The following is an 18,040-nucleotide window of genomic DNA, read 5'->3' as shown; positions in this document are numbered from 1 at the left end:
CCTGTAGGAGCTGCCGAAGGCTGCGATGGTGGTGTGTCAGAATGAATGCTTCGCAGCCTTCGGCAGCTCCTACAGAGAATGCACTCACAGTCTTGTTGAATCGTCGCGGTCTAGTCGCAAGAGGCCAACTAAACCACATACCCCGCCATCTTCTCCTGAATGAAATCCAGGAAGCATTGAATCCTGAGCGCCAGCTGTGAGTTGCGGTAATACACCGCATGGATCGGCTGGCGATGACCGCTGTTGGCGTTGGGCAGAATGACTTTGAGGCGACCGAGGCGGATGTCTTCGTGGGTCATGAAGTGCGAAAGACAGACGATGCCCTCTCCCGCCAATGCCAGATGGCGCAGGGTCTCGCCGCTGGACGCAGAAATAGCGGGCTGGATCAGTAAACGATCACCTTCGGTATGGCGCAGCGGCCAATGGTTGAGGGTTTCGGTGTGGGTGAAACCCAGCAGTACGTGGTTGCTCAATGACGCTACGGTTTTGGGCTGACCATGGCGCTCAAGATAAGCCGGGCTGGCCAGAATATTCAGTGGGCTACTGCCCAGAAAACGGGCATGCAGCGTTGAATCTGCGAGGTTGCCGATCCGGATGGCGACGTCTGTATTTTGTTCCAGCAGATCGATGATCAGGTCGTTGGTGTTGAGTTCCAGCTGGATCTCCGGATAACGCTGACGAAACTCGGCCACGTAAGGTACGACCGAATGGAACATGAACGGCGATGCCGCGTTGATCCGCAAACGCCCGGCCGGGGTCTGGTGACGCAATGACAGGCGCTCTTCGAGGTCTTCCATTTGCGCCAGGATCTGTCGGGCCTGCTCGAGGAAGTACTTGCCCTCTTCCGTCAGGTCCATGCGCCGCGTGGTGCGGTTGATCAGGGTGGTTTCCAGCTTGGCTTCGAGGCGCGACAGCGTACGGCTGATGGCCGATGGCGTCTGTCCGATCTGCTCGGCCGCGGCAGAAATTGAACCGCTTTCGATGACTGAAACAAATACCTGTAATTCGTCAGACCGGGCTTTCATCCATGTACTCCGCTCGAAAATACGCGGGATATTAGCGCTATTTTTGAGCAGGGGTTGAAAACCAATACTGAAGCGCCGGAGCTGTGGAAGATTCTATGCTGGCCTGCAAACACAATTCGCTCCCACAGGGGCTGTGTCGCCTCTCAAACCTGCGATTGAACCCCAAACACCTGCGCCAGATGCGCTTCGTAACGCTTCACGTCGTTCTCGATATTCGGCATCTTCATGACATCCACCGCCAGGAAAGTCGGCAAAGCGGTCATGTCGAGGAACTCGTTGGCTTTGTGGAACGGGAAATACACCGCATCCACACCCTTGCCTTCAAAGAAATCAGTCGGGTCTTCGAACGCTTGCTGTGGCGCGTTCCAGGTAGCGGAAATCATGTACTGCTTGCCCTTGAGCAAGCCTCCACTGCCGTATTTCTGCGACGCATCGGAACGGGTACGACCATCGTTGGCGTACAGCGAACCGTGGCCTTCGGTGAAGACTTCGTCGATGTACTTCTTGACGGTCCAAGGAGCGCCCATCCACCAGCCTGGCATCTGATAAATGATCACATCAGCCCACAGGTACTTCTGCACTTCATCAATGATGTTGTAACCCCCGTCAATGAAGGTTTCTTTGACGTCGAACCCGGAGCGATCCAGATACGCCACCGCCGCTTCATGCAGGGTGGCGTTGTAACGACCATCGGAGTGAGCGAATTGTTTGCCGCCGTTCAATAACAGAATCTTTTTCATGTGTTACCCCATCAAGTAAAAGGGAGGGTCATTAAATTTGATGGGCGAAAGATACAGGCTGAGGTCTGTGAGAATAAGGCCGGCAAGGTCAAATAACTTTTGATCCACAAGCACGAATAAGCCTCACATTATTGAAACCGCTAGCCGAGCAACAGATGTAAACCCAACGCTCCCATACCGATAAAGAACACGCGTTTGAACACCTTCGCGCTGATCCGTTGACGCAGCCACTGCCCGAACCACATACCCAGCAGCGCAGGGATCAACGCCAGAACCGAAGCGCCCAGCTCGCCGCCGCCCAGTGCGCCATTCCAGAACAGACCACCGGCCAACGCTAGCGTGGAAACCGTGAAAGAAAGACCCAACGCCTGCACCAGTGCGTCACGTTCCAGCCCCAATGCCTGCAAGTAAGGCACGGCGGGAATCACAAACACCCCGGTGGCCGAGGTGATCACGCCAGTGACAAAACCGCACGCCGGGCCTAGCCAGACTTCATGGCGTGGCGCAATACGCAGGGTCGGTAAAAACAGGCCGCTCAAGGCATAAAGCAATAAGGCCGCGCCTAACGCCCGGGTCATCAATGGGCCGCTGCTGATGCCGATGACCATGGACCCCAAGACCGTGCCCAGAGCGATCATCAGCAACATGGGCCAAAGCCGCTTGAGCAGCGGGATCAGATGACCGCCAGTTATCAGTTGCCAGACATTGGTCACGGTCGAAGGAATGATCAGCAATGCGGCTGCCTGCGCCGGAAGCATAACCATCCCGAGCAACCCCATGGCCACGGTCGGCAAGCCAAGGCCGATCACGCCCTTCACGGTTCCGGCGAGCAAAAAAGCCCCCATCACCAGCCCTGATAAGGCCCAACCGAGTGTTTGATAGTGCTCGATAATGTCGTTCATGGCCGTATATTGGCAGCGCAGACCGTATTGGAAAATTCGCCATATACTGAGCCAGCCTCAGGCAGAGACATAGGCTGTTTTTGCTTGCTGCTGTCTGAATTCCTTGTGCAACTCTCATCAACCAAAATGTAATTCCCTGATCTGGAATACTTTTCTGTAGGAGCTCACGAGCACCGCGAGGCAGCGATGGCGTACTGCCTGACACACCGCTATCGCGGCCTCGCGGTGCTCGTGCGCTCCTACAGAGTCCATGTTTGCTGCACGACCGCGTGGTGTCAGGGACACCGGGGCGACTTCTACAGAAAATGTATTTCAATGCGGTGGTCTGCATTGTTTTGAGATGAGCCACACCGGACAAACCCACATGCACTTCGATTTGATTGATCTACGCCTGTTCCTGAATGTGCTGGAAAGCGGCAACATCACCGCCGGAGCGGCACGCAGTCATCTGTCGCTGGCATCGGCGAGTGCGCGAATTCGGGGGATTGAGACCTCGCTGAACATTCCGCTGCTTGAACGCGGTCGGCGCGGCGTGACGCCAACGGCTGCTGGCAAGGCGCTTGTGCAGCACGCACGGCTGATTCTGCAACAGGTCGAGCGCATGCAGTTTGATCTCGCGGACTATGCCAAGGGATTCAAGGGACAAGTGCGCCTGCTGTGCAACAGCTCAACCCTCAGCGAGCATCTGCCAGAGCTGCTGGCGGACTTCCTGGTCAGCCATCCGCACATCGACATTGAAGTTGAAGAGCATTCCAGCCTGCGCATCATTCATGCGTTGCGCAATGGCACGGCCGACATCGGGATTATTTCCGACGCAGTCGACGCCAGTGACCTGCAGACCCGGCCGTTTCGAGCGGATCCATTGAGCCTGATCATGCCGCTCGATCACACGTTGCAGCGCGAGCCAAAACTGCATTTCAACCAGGCGCTGGATTATGAATTCGTCGGTCTGTCGGCCAACAGTGCCCTGGCCCTGCACCTGGAAGCACAAGCGTTGCATCTTGGTAAACGACTGCGCATCAGGGTGCGAGCTGAAGGCTTTGACGCAGCGATCCGGATGGTCAGCCATGGCGCGGGATTGAGCATAGTGCCGCAAGCCGCGGTGCAACGCTGGCAAGGGCCGCACACCTTCAAAAGTGTGCCATTGAGCGACGCATGGGCCGACCGGCAATTGCTCCTGTGCGCGGTGGATTTCGCTGCATTGCCGGGGTATGCGGCGGTATTGCTGGCAGCGTTGAGCATGAAAGGCGAACAGGCCCCGAATTGAAGCGCACTTCAGGCAGGAGGTGCTGCCCCACGGAAAACACTGGATCTGTAGGTGCTCGTGCGCTCCTACAGTTCTTTGTAGCAGGCACAATCGGGGCTTTTTTCTTCAACCGTCAGCAGTCCCCAATCCCCCTACTATCCTGATTGCAGCAATAGCTAACGGCACATCAGGAAAACCATGAAAATACTCGTCACAGGCGCAACAGGTTTTATCGGTAAAGCATTGCTGCACAGGCTTGCTACAGAGCCTCAATACCAGGTGACAGGTTCGACCCGCCAGCAAAATCCTGAGCCGTCGGTGGCACCACTGATTGAAGTAGGCACCGCAAATGCCGCGACCGACTGGTCAGCCGCCCTGCAAGGCGTTGATGCGGTTATCCATGTTGCAGCCCATCTCGCCACCCGCGGCAGTACGCTGGAAGAACTCAGAAGCACCAATGTCGACGGCACGCTGGCCCTGGCGCAGCAAGCATTGTCTGCGGGCACGCAACGTTTCATTTTCATCAGCTCGGTCGGCGTCAATGGCTCGACAACCCGCCATGCCCCTTTCAACGAAATATCCCTGCCCGTTCCGACGGATGATTACGCACGGTCAAAACTCGAAGCGGAGCAAGCGCTGCAAAAGCTGTTACACGGCACAGCCATGGACCTGGTGATCATCCGTCCACCACTGGTCTACGCGGGCCATGCGCCGAGGAATTTTTCGAAGTTGATGCAGTGGGTTCGCTCCGGGGTGCCCATGCCGTTTGCTGCCATTCATAACCGGCGCAGCATAATTGCCTTAGAGAATCTGGTGGATTTCATCGCGCTGTGTGTCAGACACCCTGCCGCTGCCAACGAACTGTTCCTGATTTCGGACGGCGCTGACCTCTCGACCGCTGAATTGGTGAAGCACCTGGCCAATGGAATGGGCTGCTCAGCCCGGCTGGTGCCTGTGCCTGCGTCGTTATTGCGTCGCGGGGCAAGGCTGTTGGGCAAAGGCCCTATGTATTCCACGCTGTGTGCATCGCTGGTGGTTGATTCGGATAAAGCGCGTCGCCTGCTCGGCTGGACCCCGCCCCTGGCGACCATTGATGCGCTGATCAAAAGCGGTCGTGATTACCGCACATTGAACACTTGAACACGCGCCCATAAAAAACCCGCTCCGGAGGATGAATCCGGGGCGGGCCATATTTCGATGGGGATCGAAATTTATTACAGGATGCTGATCGGGTATTCGATGATCAGACGAGTGTCGTCGACTTTCGAGTTGAAGTCCGAAGCGCCACTGCGATAGGTCGCATTACGCACACGGAAGCTCAGGTCCTTGGCCGGGCCAGACTGGACGACGTACTTGGCTTCGATATCACGCTCCCAAGCGTTGATATTGTCGCGGGTCGCGGTGGTCGCATCGGAACCCATGACATAACGCGTCATGAAGCTCAGGCCCGGCACGCCGTAGAGCGCCATGTTCAAGTCATAGCGTGCCTGCCAGGACTTCTCGTTTTCATGGTTGAAGTCAGAGAATTGAACCGAGTTGCCGACGAAGATGGTGCTGTTACCGTCAACACCGTAATCGTAGTTGTTGGTGCCATTCACCACCTGACGGCCAACCAGGAAGGTGTGCGCACCGAGGGTGTAGGACGCCGTCAGACTCCAGATAGTGCTGTCGTAAACGCCCCGCTCTTCAGCGCCGATGCTTTTGGTGTCGTAACCGTTAAGGTCGAACTTCACGACGTCCTGTGGCGACAACGCCAAAGCGTAAGTCAGGCTGCCGTAGTATTTGCGCCATACGTCTTCAACGTTCGAGTAGTAAGCACTGGCCGACAGGTTCTTGTTGAACTTGTACAAACCGCCACCGAAGTTGATGACATCCAGGCCACCGCTGTCGTGGTTGCTCGAGTTACGGCTTTTCAGCGAGGTGAAGTGACCACCTTGCAGGGTCAAATTGTCAATTTCGTTACTGGTGACCAACAGACCTTGAGCCGTTTCCGGCAACAGACGGCTGTCAGACGTCGCGAAGACCGGGTTGTTGACGATCTGGTCGCCAAACTTCAACACGGTTTTGGAAACGCGCATTTTGACCGCAGCGCCAGCATATCCGTAGCCGTCTTTGGCATGGGTGCCGCCATCTTCCTGCTCAAGCAAACCGGTACCGCGGCCAGTGCGACCATCGCCAGTATCCAGCTTCAGACCGTACATGCCGATCGCATCCAGACCAAAACCGATGGTGCCTTGAGTGAAGCCGGATTCAAAGTTGCCGATGAAGCCTTGCGCCCACTCTTCGCCGGTGTCGCCTGAGTTGCGAGCACGCTGGTCGCGGTTCATGTACATGTTGCGCGCCTTGACGTTCAACTTGGCGCCTTCCAGAAAACCCGTAGCGTCTGCCTGCGAATCAGCAAAAACCGGCTGCACAGATCCCGCTGCCACTGCCAGGGCAATGACACTTAGCTTGCTAACATTCATTACTGCGCTCCGTTGGTTATCGCATCCGCCTGCCTTCGTTGGGCGAGCGGATATTTATTGGCAGATTCAGAAGGGGTTGTTTCCTTTGCCAATACATTCGCGATGGCATTTCTTATAGATCAAGCCGTTGTTCCCACACACAACCAGTCCCGGCTTCTTCTCCCCAAGAAGCCCCCAACCCAGGTCTGGCTTGTTACTACTCTCCCTAGTAGCCCTGTTCCGGGTTGACCTGATTCGCCAAGGGTAAATCCGCATCAAGGCGTTTCAGGTTTCCAAGAATCTGTTCAGCTATCACTTCGTAGGAAGCGGATGAAGCAATGTGCGGCGTCACGCATATCTGCGGATGGCGCCAGAATGAGTCGTCCGTGGGTAATGGTTCCTGCTCGAATACATCCAGCAAAGCGCCACGCAATTGACCGCTGTCCAGCGCGGCTAACAAGTCGTCGCGACGCAGGTGTTCGCCACGACCGCAGTTGATGATGACCGAGCCTTTCGTCATGGGCGCGAAGGTCTCGTTATTCAGAATGCCAACTGTCTCTGTGGTAAGAGGCAATAAACAGACCAAGATGTCCAGATCCTGCAAAAACTCATTGAATTCAGCCAATTGAAAGGTTTTTACGCCCTCAACCTGCTGCGCACGACGGGCCCAGCCGCGGGTATCGAAACCCAGCCCGGCCAGTTGCACCGCAACGGCGCGCCCCAGCTCGCCAAGCCCCATAACGCCCACTCGGGTTTGCTTGGCCGGTTGCTGCCCGGGTCGATGCCAGACCACGCGGGCCTGATTTTTCAGCATCTGATCAAAGCCACGATGATAGTGCAGCACACCCCATAGAACGTATTCGATCATGCCCAGTCGATGGTCCGGATCAATGATGCGACAGACCGGAACATGCGCTGGCCGACTTGGATCCTTGAAGATCTGATCAGCACCGGCAGCAATGGAATGAATAAGACGCAGCTTGGGAAACATTCCCAGATCGCCTGGCGACGGGTTCCAACAGAGTGCAACTTCAGCGCCCTGCGCACCGGCTTCGCCCGGCCGCAGAATCGTCAGTGACGGGTCCAGCGCCAAGAGTTTTTCACGAACACGCCCCAGGCCACCTCCTGTGCCAAGCAACACCAGAGGCTTCATGAGCAATACTCGTCACGCTGGCTGGCAATCAGTTCCAATGCCGCCTGCCAGGCCAGTTCGGTGATGCCTTCGCTGTCGTCGGCTTCGAACTGTTGCGCGGTGTGCTCGCAGATGTGTGGGTCTGGCTGTACCAGCTCGACGCCACCGGCCAGCGCGTGAACCTGCGCCTGACAGGCTCGCTCCAGGAAGTAGATATTGGCGAACGCTTCGGCCGTGGAACCACCGGCGACCAACAGGCCGTGATTGCGCAGGATCATCGCGTTGTTGCTGCCCAGGTCGGCCACCAGACGCTCACGCTCTGCGACATCAACCGCGATACCTTCGTAGGTGTGATAACTCAGACGGTTGTAGAACTTCAATGCGTGCTGACTCAACGGCAGCAACCCTGCCCGTTGCGCCGACACGGCGATACCTGCCGCGGTGTGGGTATGAATCACACAGTGCGCATCGGGGCGCGCCGCATGAATCGCAGAATGGATAACGAAGCCCGCACGGTTGACGCGGTGCTCAGGGTAAAACTCGTCGACGACGTTACCCTCGCTATCGATCTTCACCAGCGTGCTGGCACTCATGCGTTCGAAAAGGGTGCCATAGCGATTGATCAGGAAGTGTCCGCTGTCGCCCGGCAGCCGCAGGGAAATGTGCGTATCGATCAGGTCGGTCATGCGGTAGTGAGCCAGCAAACGGTAGAGCGCAGCGAGTTCGCAGCGGGCGTTGCGTTCGGTCTCGGGCATGTGCAGCGGTAGCCGATCGTGGCTGGCGGGAGCGGACATCGTGGGTTCCATCAAAAGGTCATGGCGCAATTTGTGCAGCCTTTTTAAGAGCAAAGGGCAAAGCAGTTCAATTCGCCATTGCTTATATTCATTATTTTTTTCACCAATAAAGGCTGTGCAGTGACTCAATCGACAAGCCCGGTAGCCATTCCTCGTCCGTCTTCGCGGCCGTTGGGCGAGCGGCTGGACTGGAATCTGTTGCGTACCTTTCAAGTCGTCGCGCAAGAGCTGAGCATCAGCCGCGCCGCCGCAAGGCTGCACCTGTCCCAGCCCGCCGTCAGTCAAGCGATCAAGCGTCTTGAAGAGCAACTGGGAGCTGCGCTGATCGAACGTCGCGGGCCGCGCTTTCTGTTGACTCAGTCGGGCATTGAAACGCTGCGCGTAGCAGCGGAAGTGCAGAGCCATTTCACCCAGCTGGACGCGGCACTGGAGCGCAGCAGCGATCAGGTCGTAGGCAAAGTGCGGATGCTGACGGTGAGCGGGATTCGCTGCCCCGCCTACGATAAGTTTCTGTCGCAATTGCACCGCGACTATCCCGGCATCACCCTGGAAATAGACGTGCAATCCAGCGACGCAATCCTTAGCTCGCTGTCCCAGAAAACCGCCAGCTTCGGCCTGGCAGTCAACCGCACAGCGCCCGCCTGGCTTGGCCAGCAATGCATGACTCAGGAGCACTACGCGTTCTATTGCAGCGACGAGCATCCTTTATACGGGCGCGACGATTTGACCCTCGCCGACCTGCGCAACGAGCAACTGATTATTTTCACCGGGGATCTGCTGGGGGGCACGCTGTCGTCGCTGGCCGAGTTTCGTGACCTGCACAAGCTCACCGGACAAATCGTCGCTTCGTCCGCCAATACACAGGAAGTCTTACGTCTGGTACTGGCGGGATTTGGCATCGCATGCCTGCCGCAACACATCTGCCAGAACGAATTGGCAACCGGCCGTTTGTGGCGCTTGCCGCCTGAAGAAGGTGTGGGTTCTGTGGATATCAACTTGCTGTGGAATCTGGAGCAACGCCTGACCAAAGCCGAATCAGTATTCCTTCAACGCCTGCGCGAGACGGCCACTGATGGCCAATCCGCACCTTGATGTTCCGTTCCGGTGCGCGACAACCGGGTACTTCCGTAACATGCACCAGTAGCGCGCACTAGTTGTTGCCTTATTAGCTCTGGTTATTAGCGCTGGAACTTTCCTGCATTATTTCGAGGAAAACATCCAACAAAGGGTTGCGTGGAACCTGCTGCTTGTACAACAGTTTAAACGGTGTGGCTATGGAGAATTTATGCCTCTTTATAGAGCGCATATCCCCACGCTCGACATAACTTCTGGCCCAATGAACGGGTAAATAACCCAGATAACGGCCGGTCTTTATCATGATCGCCACGGCCTCAACCTGAGTGGCCACAGCTGTCACTTCGCGCTGGCTCATCAGTGTCGACTTGCCCGCATGGACGGCATAAGCGTGCTCGACGAACTCTGCTTCCGACAGGCACTTCTCATCGACACTTTCGTCACTCATGGCGAAAAATGGATGGCTGTTCGAGCAGTAAAGTTCTGACACTTCGTCATACAGCGGGATCACCTGAAAGTCATCTTTACCGCTATACACGGGCACAATACCGGCTGCAAAACGGCCTTTGAGAATACCTTGTTCGATCTCGTCCAACGGTGCCACATTGAGCCGCACCTTTGCCTTTGGAGCCTTTAGCTGCAAGGCTTTCAGGGCATCCACCAAGGGGGAGTCGGGATCTGAAACGGTGTTATCGATGACGGCGATATTCAAATCGCCGAGCAACTCGCCACGCACATTACCGAGGCGGTCACGAAAGTTATCCAGCGCCATGAACAGGTCAAGGCTGGCGTCGTAGATAATCTTGCCTTGTTCGGTCAGGCAGAACTTTTCCCGCCCTCGCGTACATAAGCGCATGCCCAGTCGAATTTCAAGATCCGATATCTGCTTACTGATTGCCGCCAGGCTGATATTCAGTTCTACCTGTGCAGCGGTAAATCCTCCCGCTTCAACCACTGCCCTAAAAACCTTGAAGAGTTTCAAGTCCATGGCGCTGGCCATTGACATCGCCGCTTCACCACTTCTTTTTGGCAGGTTTCCAGTTTCAGTAAGTTGACTTGCCATTTAAAACATTTCCCCGCGCGTTGGTTTTTTCTAGCATCCCTCTCAATTGATCAATTCAACGTTAAGTGTAAGTCCACTTATTCCTTGCTCGCCCCGCGATCTTCACATCGCAGTTCGTATCGCACAACACGCTGTTGTTCAGGGTGGAGCAATCAACGTGCCAACGGAGAATCTACATGTCTGACGCCACTGATCGCCTTTGGGGCGCACGTTTCAAGACCGGCCCTGCCGAAGCCATGGCCAACCTGTCCCGTTCCCCACGCGCCTACTTTCGCCTGACGCCGTACGACATCGCCGGCTCCAAGGCGCATGCCAACGAGCTGAACCGCGCCGGACTGCTGGATGCCGACGAAACCGCACGCATCATCGAAGCCTTGCGCACCATCGACGTGGACTTCGCCGCGGGCAACATCGAACCGATTGCCGCCGACGAAGACGTACACACCTTCATCGAACGCCTGCTCACCGAACGCCTTGGCACGCTGGGCGGCAAACTGCGCGCAGGTCGTTCGCGCAACGACCAGTCGGCTAATGACATGCGGCTGTTCCTGCGTGATCAGGTGCGGGTCATGACCCTGGCAATTCTCGAATTGCAGAAGGCGTTGGTCTCGCAAGCCGAGCAGCACATCAACACCATCGCGCCGGGCTTTACTCACTTGCAACAAGCGCAACCGATCGTGTTCGCCCATCACCTGATGGCGCACGCTCAGGCGATTCATCGTGACATCCAGCGCCTGCAGGATTGGGACAAACGCTTCAACCTGTCGCCACTCGGCGCGGCCGCTCTGGCAGGCTCGGCCATCGCTCGCGATCCGCAGCGCTCGGGGGCAGAAATGGGCTACAGCGGCCCCTGCGAAAACTCCATCGACGCCGTCGCCAGCCGCGACCACGTCGCGGAATTCCTGTTCTGCAGCAGCATGCTCGGCATCAACATTTCGCGACTGGCCGAAGAGTTCTGCCTGTGGACTTCCCGCCAGTTCCGCTGGATCGAACTGGACGACGGTTACGCCACCGGCAGCTCGATCATGCCGCAGAAAAAAAACCCGGATATCGCCGAACTGGCCCGCGGGAAATCAGGCCGGCTGATCGGCAGCCTGACCGGCATTCTGGCCGTGCTCAAGGCTCAGCCGCTGTCTTACAACCGCGATTTGAGCGAAGACAAACACGCCATTCTCGACAGCCTGGAAACCGTGCACCTGGTGCTGCCTGCTTTCGCGGGCATGGTCCAGACCATGAAGGTGCGCGTTGACGAATTGCTGCGTCAGGCACCACTGGGCTTCACCCTCGCCACTGAAGTTGCCGACTGGCTGGCCGTGCGCGGCGTACCGTTCAAGGAAGCGCACGAGATCACCGGCAAGCTGGTGCAGCTCTGCGAAGAAAACAATATCGGCCTGGAAGAACTCAGCACCCAACAACTGGCCGCAACCGACTCACGCCTGACGCCAGAAGTGCTCGACGCACTGACGCTGGAAGCGGCACTGGCGGCGCGCAGCGGCTGGGGCGGAACGTCGCCGGTACGGGTGGCCGAGCAGATCGAGCGGTTCAAAGCGCAACTGGTCGCACAGGAAAAATGGGCACTCGACTACGCGGGTCCGCGCGGCTGATTCAACGGAGAGCATTCCATGTCAAAGCCTCAAGCTTCAGCGAGCGCCGAGCGCGCTTCACTCGCGGCCAAGTACGACATTTCGACCTACAAGGTTGTGCCACGTCGTTACTACGGTCGTTATGCCTCAGCGACACTGATCGTGGTGCTGTTGATCGGGCTGGTTCATGCCTTCATCAACGGCAATATCGAATGGGGTTTCGTGCGGCAATTTCTGACCGCCGAATCGATCATGTTCGGCCTGTTGAACACCATCATCATGTCCATCCTGGCCATGGCGCTGGGGGTGGTGCTCGGGGTGATCGTGGCGGTGATGCGCATGTCGCAGAACCCGCTGCTGCGCTATGTGGCTCAGGGTTACACCTGGCTGTTTCGCGGTACACCGCTGATCCTGCAATTGCTGCTGTGGTTCAACCTGGCGTTGATCTTCCCGACTCTGGGCATTCCCGGTTTGTTCGAGTTCAAGACTGTTGAAGTGATCACGCCGTTTGCCGCCGCACTGCTGGGGCTGGGTATCAATCAGGGCGCGTACACGGCCGAAGTGGTGCGTGCCGGTCTGCTGTCAGTGGACAGCGGCCAGTACGAAGCTGCCAAGTCCATCGGCATGCCGCGTCTGCAAGCATTGCGCCGGATCATCCTGCCTCAGGCCATGCGGATCATCATCCCGCCGGTCAGCAACGAGTTCATCGGCATGGTGAAAATGACCAGTCTGGCCAGCGTCATTCAGTATTCGGAGCTGCTGCACAACGCACAGAACATTTACTACGCCAACGCCCGCGTCATGGAGCTGCTGATCGTGGCTGGCATCTGGTATCTGGCGGTCGTGACCATCCTGACCCTGGGTCAGAGCCGACTGGAAAAACGCTTCGCCCGCGGCGCTGGCAAACGTAACTGAGCCCCAGGAGGCGCAATCATGTTGAACATCGTCAAAGCAGTAGACGTCAACAAGTTCTTCGGCGACTTCCAGGCGCTCAAGAACGTGAATCTGGAAATCCCTCACGGCGAAGTGCTGTGCATCATCGGCCCGTCAGGCTCGGGCAAAAGCACGTTGCTGCGGTGCATCAACCAGCTGGAAAAGGTCGATGCAGGCGGCTTGTGGGTGGATGACGAAATCCTCGGCTACCGCACCGACGGCCATAAGCTGGTGGAGCTGAGCGACGTACAGATCGCAAAGCAACGGCTCAAGACCGGCATGGTGTTTCAGCGCTTCAACCTGTTCGCGCACATGACCGTGCTGGAAAACATCATCGAAGGGCCGTCGCAGGTGCTGCGTCAACCCGTTGAAGATTGCCGGGAACTGGCCATGGAACTGCTCAAGCGCGTAGGCCTGGAAGCCAAGGCCAATGCTTATCCCATCGAGCTTTCAGGTGGTCAGCAACAACGTGTTGCCATCGCTCGGGCCTTGGCCATGCGTCCCAAGCTGATGCTGTTCGATGAGCCGACGTCGGCCCTCGATCCCGAGCTGGTCGGCGAAGTGCTGTCGGTCATGCGTGACCTGGCCAAGAGCGGCATGACCATGATTGTGGTCACTCACGAACTGGGGTTTGCCCGGGAAGTGGCCAACCGCGTGGTGTTCATGGATGCGGGGCAAATCATAGAGACGGGGGCACCCGAAGACGTGCTGATGAACCCGCGCAACCCACGCACCCAGGATTTTATTGCTGCCGTTTTGAACTGAACTCAAACCCTTGCTGAGGATGTCCGATTTGAAAACTTTCGCGCTTACCGCTACCGCCGTACTGTCCGCCCTGATTTCGGTTTCGAGCTGGGCAGCCGACACTCACGTGTTGCCAAAATCCATCAAGGACAAGGGCTACATTACCGCCGGTATCGCTCCGAACTATCCGCCGATGGACTTCAAGGATCCTGCAACCGGCAAACTGACCGGCGTCGATTACGACCTGGGCACCGAGATCGCCAAGCGTCTGGGTGTCGAGATCAAGTGGCAGGAAACCGCTTTCGAACAAATGGTCAGCGGTCTGGCAACCAACCGTATCGACATCGTGCTGTCGGGCATGACCGACACGCCTGAGCGCCAGCAGACTGTAGACTTCGTTGACTACTTCAGCACCGGCCCGCAGTTCTACACACTCGAATCCCAGAAGGATTTGAAGACCACTGCCGACATGTGCGGCAAGAAAATCGGCACCAGCCGTCGCACCACATTCCCGGTGGAAATCGCCAAGTGGAGTGAAGTGAACTGTGTTGCTATCGGTAAACCGGCCATCACTGTCGTTGGCACCGAAGGCAGCGCCGATGCCCGTGCGCAACTGCGCCAGTCGCGACTGGACGCCGCCGTGCAAGGCAGCGAAACCCTGCCGTACATTCAGGGCCAGGAGCCAGGCGTGTTCAAGGTCATCGGTGAGCCATTGTCGCGTCAGTTGACCGGCCTGGGCGTTGCCAAGCACAACGCCGAGTTGAGCACCGCGATCATCGCCACCCTCAACGACATGATCAAAGACGGCACTTACGAGCAGATCCTCGGCAAGTGGCAGCTCAAGAATGGCGCAGTCGAACAAGCTGTCTTGAACGGCGCCAAGTAAGCGCGATTGCACTCGCCCAGGGACCGGGCGGGTGATATTCACACAGGCGGAGACTCCCCATGTTTGCCTCTAACGATCTGCGCTGGCCAAACAACGCCCGCGCCAGCGTCGCCCTGGCCTTCGATCTGGATGGCCCGACCGGTGCAGCCATGCTCGACGGCTCGATCTGGCAGAAACCGGAATACTTCACCTTCGGCAGCTACGGCCCCTATCGCGCACTGCCACGTCTGCTGGACATGCTCAAAGCCCACGCGACACCGGCGACCTTTTTCGTCCCGTCCTGGGTCGTGGAGAACTGGCCCAGACAATGCCAGGCAATCATCGAACACGGCCACGAAGTGGCTTATCACGGCTATCGTCATGAATCGTTTTTCGCCCTGGACCTGCAAGCCCAGCGCGGCGTCATGAAGATCAGCGCCGACATTTTCAAGCGCTATCTGGGCATCACTGCCACAGGTTTCCGGACGCCTTCGGGGGATTGGCACAAAGAAACACCCTCCTTGCTCATGGACTGCGGCGTGACCTACTCCAGCAGCATGCGCGGCGATGACCGCCCGTACTTCATCGAAGTGCCCGGTCAGCCAAACGGACTGGTGGAAATCCCCGGCCGCTGGGAACTGGATGACTACGCCTCGCTGGCCTACACCCGTGCGCCGAATTACCCGGCCGGGCTCGACCGCATCGCCAGTTACGACCAGACGCTGGACAATTGGTGTCGCGAGTTCGACGGCACCTATCGCGAAGGTCTGTGCATGACCACGCTGTTCCATCCCAAGATCAGCGGCAAGCCGGGGCGCATCGGCATTCTTGAGAGATTTCTGGAGCACATGCACAGTCACCCGGACGTCTGGTTTGCCACCTGTAACGATGTCGCCAACTTCTGGCTCAAGGAGCATCGGCATGACTGAATCCAGATCCGTCTGGCCCGCGCCTTATCGTTGCGCAGTGGTCATCACCTTTGATTACAACGATATTCACGGCATCCTGACCCAGGTCCCGGCGATTGCCGGGCGCGATAAAAGTCTGTCGGTCTGGCGCTACGGCACCACACGCGGCGTGCAGCGGGTGCTGCAGATTCTCGCGGATCAGAACCTGCCATCGACCTGGTGCATCCCCGGTATCGTCGCCGAGGAGAACCCACAAGTGATTCAGGCCATTCATGCAGCAGGCCACGAAATCGCCTGCGCGGGCTATCGCCATGAAGACTTTTCGCAACTCGATCTTGCCGGGCAACACGCTTCTCTGAAGCAAGGCTGCCAGGTGATTGCCGAGATGACAGGTCAGCGTCCCAGCGGATTTCGTGCGCCCGCAGGCAGTTATGCGCCGGGCTTCGTTGATGCAATGCGTGCAGAAGGTATCGCATGGTCCTCCTCGTGGTCTGGCGATGATCTGCCCTATTTGCATCCAGCGACGCAGGTTGACTCGGCACCATTGGTTGAACTGCCGCTGCATTGCGAACTGGAGGACGAGCCGTACTTCGCCTTCAACCTGGCGCCTGCGGTGCCGGTCAGCCAGGCGCGCATTGGCTCCAGCGCCGAGGTGCTGAAAAACTGGCAGCATGACTTCAATGGCTTCCACCGTTTCGGCCTGTGCTACGTGTTGCGCCTGCATCCCGAAACCCTCGGCACCGTCGGCCGAAGTGGTTTGTTGCTGGAGCTGCTGAGCTGGCTCAAGGCGCAGCCGGAGGTGTGGTTTGCCACCGCTGAGGAAGTTGCGGATTGGTGGAGTGGCAATCACGGTGCAGTGCCTGAGGATCACCCGGCGGCAGTGTTTGAGCGGCACAACAAAGTCCAAAAAGCCTGAGATTTACATCGGCATATATCGAACCTGTAGGAGTGAGCTTGCTCGCGATAGCGTCAATTCAGGCGATAAATTCGCCGACCAAAAAACCGAATCGCGAGCAAGCTCACTCCTACAGTCCCAGTGTTTGCTTCGCGACAGCGCGGTGTCATGGCACCCGAGCCTACCCAAATCGCGGTAACGTCCAATTTATGAGCCTCTCTTTATGACCAACGCCGTCGCAACCCTCAGCCAGTTCATCTGCCGCACCTCATTCGATGAGCTGCCCGAAGCGCTGGTCGTCAAAGCCAAGCAGCATCTGCTCGACACCCTGGGCGCAGCGCTGGCCGGGTCGCAAGCTCCGCTGACCCAGAATGCGCTGCGCGCTATGAATGCCAGCGAGGCTGAAGGCGCATCGGTGATCTGGGGTGCCGACTATGGGTTGTCAGCGCGAAACGCAGCGCTGATCAATGGCATCGCCGCCCACGCGCTGGAGCTGGATGACGCTGGTGGCTGCGATCACTCCGGCGCGGTCGTCGTCCCGGCCATGCTCGCGGTATTGCCCTTGTGCGAGCCAATGCCCGATGGCCAGGAACTGCTCACGGCCATGGTGCTCGGTTACGACGTGGCGCGCCGGGTGCTGGAGGCCTGTGGAGGGTATTCCCCACATAACGAAGCAGGCTGGCATTCCACCGGCACCTGCGGAGTATTTGGCGCGGCTGCGGCCTGTGCTCGATTGCTCAAACTTGATGAACAGCAGACGGGCTCGGCACTGGGTCTGGCGGCCAGCATGAGTGGCGGCTTGTGGGCGTTCATCCACGACGGCGCTGACAGCAAAAAGCTCCATGCCGGACGCCCCGCCGAAGGTGGTGTGCTGGCTGCGTTGCTGGCGCGTGAAGGCATTACCGGGCCGACACAGGTGTTCGACGACGTATGGGGCGGATTTCTGCGCACACTCGCCCGCGACACGGCCCAGCCTCGGGCGCTGACCGATGATCTGGGCGTGGTCTGGAAACTGGCGCGTTGCTCGATCAAACCCTATGCGGCGTGCCGGGGTACTCACTCGGCCATTGATGCCATTGGCCAACTGTTGAACGAAATGCAGATCAACGCCGATCACGTCGCGTCCATTCAGGTCAACGCCAGCGCCTTTCTGGTGGACATGTGCGCGGGCATCGACACGAAGACCCTGGCCGCTGCGCAAATGAGCTTGCCCTATGCCCTCGCAGTGCGCTGCTTGCTGGGTCACGCGGGGCTGGATGCGTACGAAGAGATAAACCGCACGTCACCTGCCGTGCTGGGCTTCATGCAGAAGATACAGATGCAGGTCGATGAGTCCCTCGCACCGCTGGATGAGCCGTATGTCACGCTTGTCAGCGAAGATGGACGCAGCGCCACCCTGCAAATAAAAACCCCATTGGGCGGCCCGCTGAACCCGATCGGCGACGGCGAACTCTGGGCGAAATACAGCTCGCTGGCCAACCGCGCCCTGCCCGCCATGCAGTCCGAACATCTGGGCGAACTGTGCATGAACCTGCAGCACATCACTGATCTGCAGGAGATGCTGGACCTGTTGCGCAGCCCCTAAGCGCAAAGGCTAAGCCCAAAAATGTGACGCTGAAATGCAATCCAATGTGGGAGCAGAGCTTGCTCGCGATAAGGCTGGACGCGGTTCACTTTAGATCGCATCCAGCC

General features: G+C 57.9%; 17 protein-coding genes. 10 read left to right on the top strand and 7 right to left on the bottom strand.

The genetic code is table 11. From position 1 onward, the window contains the following. Positions 1–128: 128 nt before the first annotated feature. From KDX30_RS16175 to KDX30_RS16165, 3 genes are all read right to left on the bottom strand, one after another. A complete protein-coding gene (locus KDX30_RS16175; RefSeq protein WP_231676904.1) occupies positions 129–1,025 on the bottom strand; it encodes a LysR family transcriptional regulator in 897 nt (298 codons plus the stop codon). Positions 1,026–1,168: 143 nt separating this feature from the next. After that, positions 1,169–1,765 (bottom strand): NAD(P)H-dependent oxidoreductase, encoded by a 597-nt coding sequence (locus KDX30_RS16170; RefSeq protein WP_231676903.1) that lies wholly within the window; start codon positions 1,763–1,765, stop codon positions 1,169–1,171. A gap of 140 nt (positions 1,766–1,905) precedes the next feature. Next, positions 1,906–2,667 carry a sulfite exporter TauE/SafE family protein gene (locus KDX30_RS16165; protein WP_231676902.1) on the bottom strand — a complete coding sequence of 254 codons (762 nt, stop codon included), beginning with the start codon at positions 2,665–2,667 and terminating at the stop codon, positions 1,906–1,908. A 364-nt stretch (positions 2,668–3,031) separates the two neighbouring features. Between KDX30_RS16165 and KDX30_RS16160 the strand changes: the two genes are divergently transcribed. Together KDX30_RS16160 and KDX30_RS16155 are read left to right on the top strand one after the other, a co-directional pair. After that, positions 3,032–3,934: a LysR family transcriptional regulator gene (locus KDX30_RS16160; RefSeq protein ID WP_231676901.1), complete on the top strand. Its 903-nt coding sequence runs from the start codon at positions 3,032–3,034 to the stop codon at positions 3,932–3,934. A 177-nt stretch (positions 3,935–4,111) separates the two neighbouring features. Then, positions 4,112–5,053: an NAD-dependent epimerase/dehydratase family protein gene (locus KDX30_RS16155; protein WP_231676900.1), complete on the top strand. Its 942-nt coding sequence runs from the start codon at positions 4,112–4,114 to the stop codon at positions 5,051–5,053. A gap of 74 nt (positions 5,054–5,127) precedes the next feature. On the opposite strand, the gene KDX30_RS16150 is transcribed toward KDX30_RS16155, so the two are convergent. From KDX30_RS16150 to KDX30_RS16140, 3 genes are all read right to left on the bottom strand, one after another. Then, positions 5,128–6,378: an OprD family porin gene (locus tag KDX30_RS16150; RefSeq protein WP_099269039.1), complete on the bottom strand. Its 1,251-nt coding sequence runs from the start codon at positions 6,376–6,378 to the stop codon at positions 5,128–5,130. 205 nt (positions 6,379–6,583) lie between these two features. Continuing rightward, a complete protein-coding gene (locus KDX30_RS16145) occupies positions 6,584–7,510 on the bottom strand; it encodes a 2-hydroxyacid dehydrogenase (RefSeq protein WP_231676899.1) in 927 nt (308 codons plus the stop codon). Then, positions 7,507–8,283 carry a class II aldolase/adducin family protein gene (locus tag KDX30_RS16140; RefSeq protein ID WP_231676898.1) on the bottom strand — a complete coding sequence of 259 codons (777 nt, stop codon included), beginning with the start codon at positions 8,281–8,283 and terminating at the stop codon, positions 7,507–7,509. The genes KDX30_RS16145 and KDX30_RS16140 overlap by 4 nt, the downstream gene beginning before the upstream one ends. Positions 8,284–8,403: 120 nt before the next feature. Between KDX30_RS16140 and KDX30_RS16135 the strand changes: the two genes are divergently transcribed. Continuing rightward, on the top strand, positions 8,404–9,375 hold the full coding sequence (locus tag KDX30_RS16135; protein ID WP_231676897.1) for a LysR family transcriptional regulator: 972 nt from the start codon (positions 8,404–8,406) through the stop codon (positions 9,373–9,375). Positions 9,376–9,448: 73 nt separating this feature from the next. On the opposite strand, the gene KDX30_RS16130 is transcribed toward KDX30_RS16135, so the two are convergent. Next, a complete protein-coding gene (locus KDX30_RS16130; protein WP_231676896.1) occupies positions 9,449–10,420 on the bottom strand; it encodes a LysR family transcriptional regulator in 972 nt (323 codons plus the stop codon). A gap of 176 nt (positions 10,421–10,596) precedes the next feature. Here KDX30_RS16130 and argH point away from each other — a divergent pair, with 176 nt between their 5' ends. From argH to KDX30_RS16095, 7 genes are all read left to right on the top strand, one after another. Further along, positions 10,597–12,024 (top strand): argininosuccinate lyase, encoded by a 1,428-nt coding sequence (gene argH / locus KDX30_RS16125; RefSeq protein ID WP_231676895.1) that lies wholly within the window; start codon positions 10,597–10,599, stop codon positions 12,022–12,024. A gap of 18 nt (positions 12,025–12,042) precedes the next feature. Next, positions 12,043–12,918, top strand: a complete 876-nt coding sequence (locus KDX30_RS16120; protein ID WP_099269033.1) for an amino acid ABC transporter permease — start codon at positions 12,043–12,045, stop codon at positions 12,916–12,918. An 18-nt stretch (positions 12,919–12,936) separates the two neighbouring features. Continuing rightward, entirely contained in the window at positions 12,937–13,701 is a 765-nt protein-coding gene (locus KDX30_RS16115) for an amino acid ABC transporter ATP-binding protein (protein ID WP_231676894.1), read from the top strand. 28 nt (positions 13,702–13,729) lie between these two features. Then, positions 13,730–14,566: an ABC transporter substrate-binding protein gene (locus KDX30_RS16110; protein WP_027901630.1), complete on the top strand. Its 837-nt coding sequence runs from the start codon at positions 13,730–13,732 to the stop codon at positions 14,564–14,566. Positions 14,567–14,625: 59 nt separating this feature from the next. Then, on the top strand, positions 14,626–15,474 hold the full coding sequence (locus tag KDX30_RS16105) for a polysaccharide deacetylase family protein (protein ID WP_231676893.1): 849 nt from the start codon (positions 14,626–14,628) through the stop codon (positions 15,472–15,474). Then, entirely contained in the window at positions 15,467–16,369 is a 903-nt protein-coding gene (locus KDX30_RS16100) for a polysaccharide deacetylase family protein (protein ID WP_231676892.1), read from the top strand. Before KDX30_RS16105 ends, KDX30_RS16100 begins: the two co-directional genes overlap by 8 nt. A 202-nt stretch (positions 16,370–16,571) precedes the next feature. Further along, complete coding sequence (locus tag KDX30_RS16095; RefSeq protein ID WP_231676891.1) at positions 16,572–17,933, top strand: MmgE/PrpD family protein; 1,362 nt, start codon at positions 16,572–16,574, stop codon at positions 17,931–17,933. Positions 17,934–18,040 lie beyond the last annotated feature (107 nt).

The sequence above is a fragment of the Pseudomonas quasicaspiana genome (assembly GCF_021147825.1).
Lineage (GTDB): Bacteria > Pseudomonadota > Gammaproteobacteria > Pseudomonadales > Pseudomonadaceae > Aquipseudomonas > Aquipseudomonas quasicaspiana.
The sequence above is the reverse complement of the archived record's forward strand: the minus strand, read 5'-3'. Positions and strand labels throughout refer to the sequence as shown.

Bases quoted from the DNA above. Each gene is read 5' to 3' on its own strand.
- KDX30_RS16160 (WP_231676901.1), top strand. From the start codon at position 3,032: ATGCACTTCGATTTGATTGATCTACGCCTGTTCCTGAATGTGCTGGAA.
- KDX30_RS16120 (WP_099269033.1), top strand. From the start codon at position 12,043: ATGTCAAAGCCTCAAGCTTCAGCGAGCGCCGAGCGCGCTTCACTCGCG.
- KDX30_RS16115 (WP_231676894.1), top strand. From the start codon at position 12,937: ATGTTGAACATCGTCAAAGCAGTAGACGTCAACAAGTTCTTCGGCGAC.
- KDX30_RS16150 (WP_099269039.1), bottom strand. From the start codon at position 6,378: ATGAATGTTAGCAAGCTAAGTGTCATTGCCCTGGCAGTGGCAGCGGGA.
- KDX30_RS16145 (WP_231676899.1), bottom strand. From the start codon at position 7,510: ATGAAGCCTCTGGTGTTGCTTGGCACAGGAGGTGGCCTGGGGCGTGTT.
- KDX30_RS16100 (WP_231676892.1), top strand. From the start codon at position 15,467: ATGACTGAATCCAGATCCGTCTGGCCCGCGCCTTATCGTTGCGCAGTG.
- KDX30_RS16155 (WP_231676900.1), top strand. From the start codon at position 4,112: ATGAAAATACTCGTCACAGGCGCAACAGGTTTTATCGGTAAAGCATTG.
- KDX30_RS16095 (WP_231676891.1), top strand. From the start codon at position 16,572: ATGACCAACGCCGTCGCAACCCTCAGCCAGTTCATCTGCCGCACCTCA.
- KDX30_RS16140 (WP_231676898.1), bottom strand. From the start codon at position 8,283: ATGTCCGCTCCCGCCAGCCACGATCGGCTACCGCTGCACATGCCCGAG.
- KDX30_RS16105 (WP_231676893.1), top strand. From the start codon at position 14,626: ATGTTTGCCTCTAACGATCTGCGCTGGCCAAACAACGCCCGCGCCAGC.
- KDX30_RS16165 (WP_231676902.1), bottom strand. From the start codon at position 2,667: ATGAACGACATTATCGAGCACTATCAAACACTCGGTTGGGCCTTATCA.
- argH (WP_231676895.1), top strand. From the start codon at position 10,597: ATGTCTGACGCCACTGATCGCCTTTGGGGCGCACGTTTCAAGACCGGC.
- KDX30_RS16170 (WP_231676903.1), bottom strand. From the start codon at position 1,765: ATGAAAAAGATTCTGTTATTGAACGGCGGCAAACAATTCGCTCACTCC.
- KDX30_RS16175 (WP_231676904.1), bottom strand. From the start codon at position 1,025: ATGAAAGCCCGGTCTGACGAATTACAGGTATTTGTTTCAGTCATCGAA.
- KDX30_RS16130 (WP_231676896.1), bottom strand. From the start codon at position 10,420: ATGGCAAGTCAACTTACTGAAACTGGAAACCTGCCAAAAAGAAGTGGT.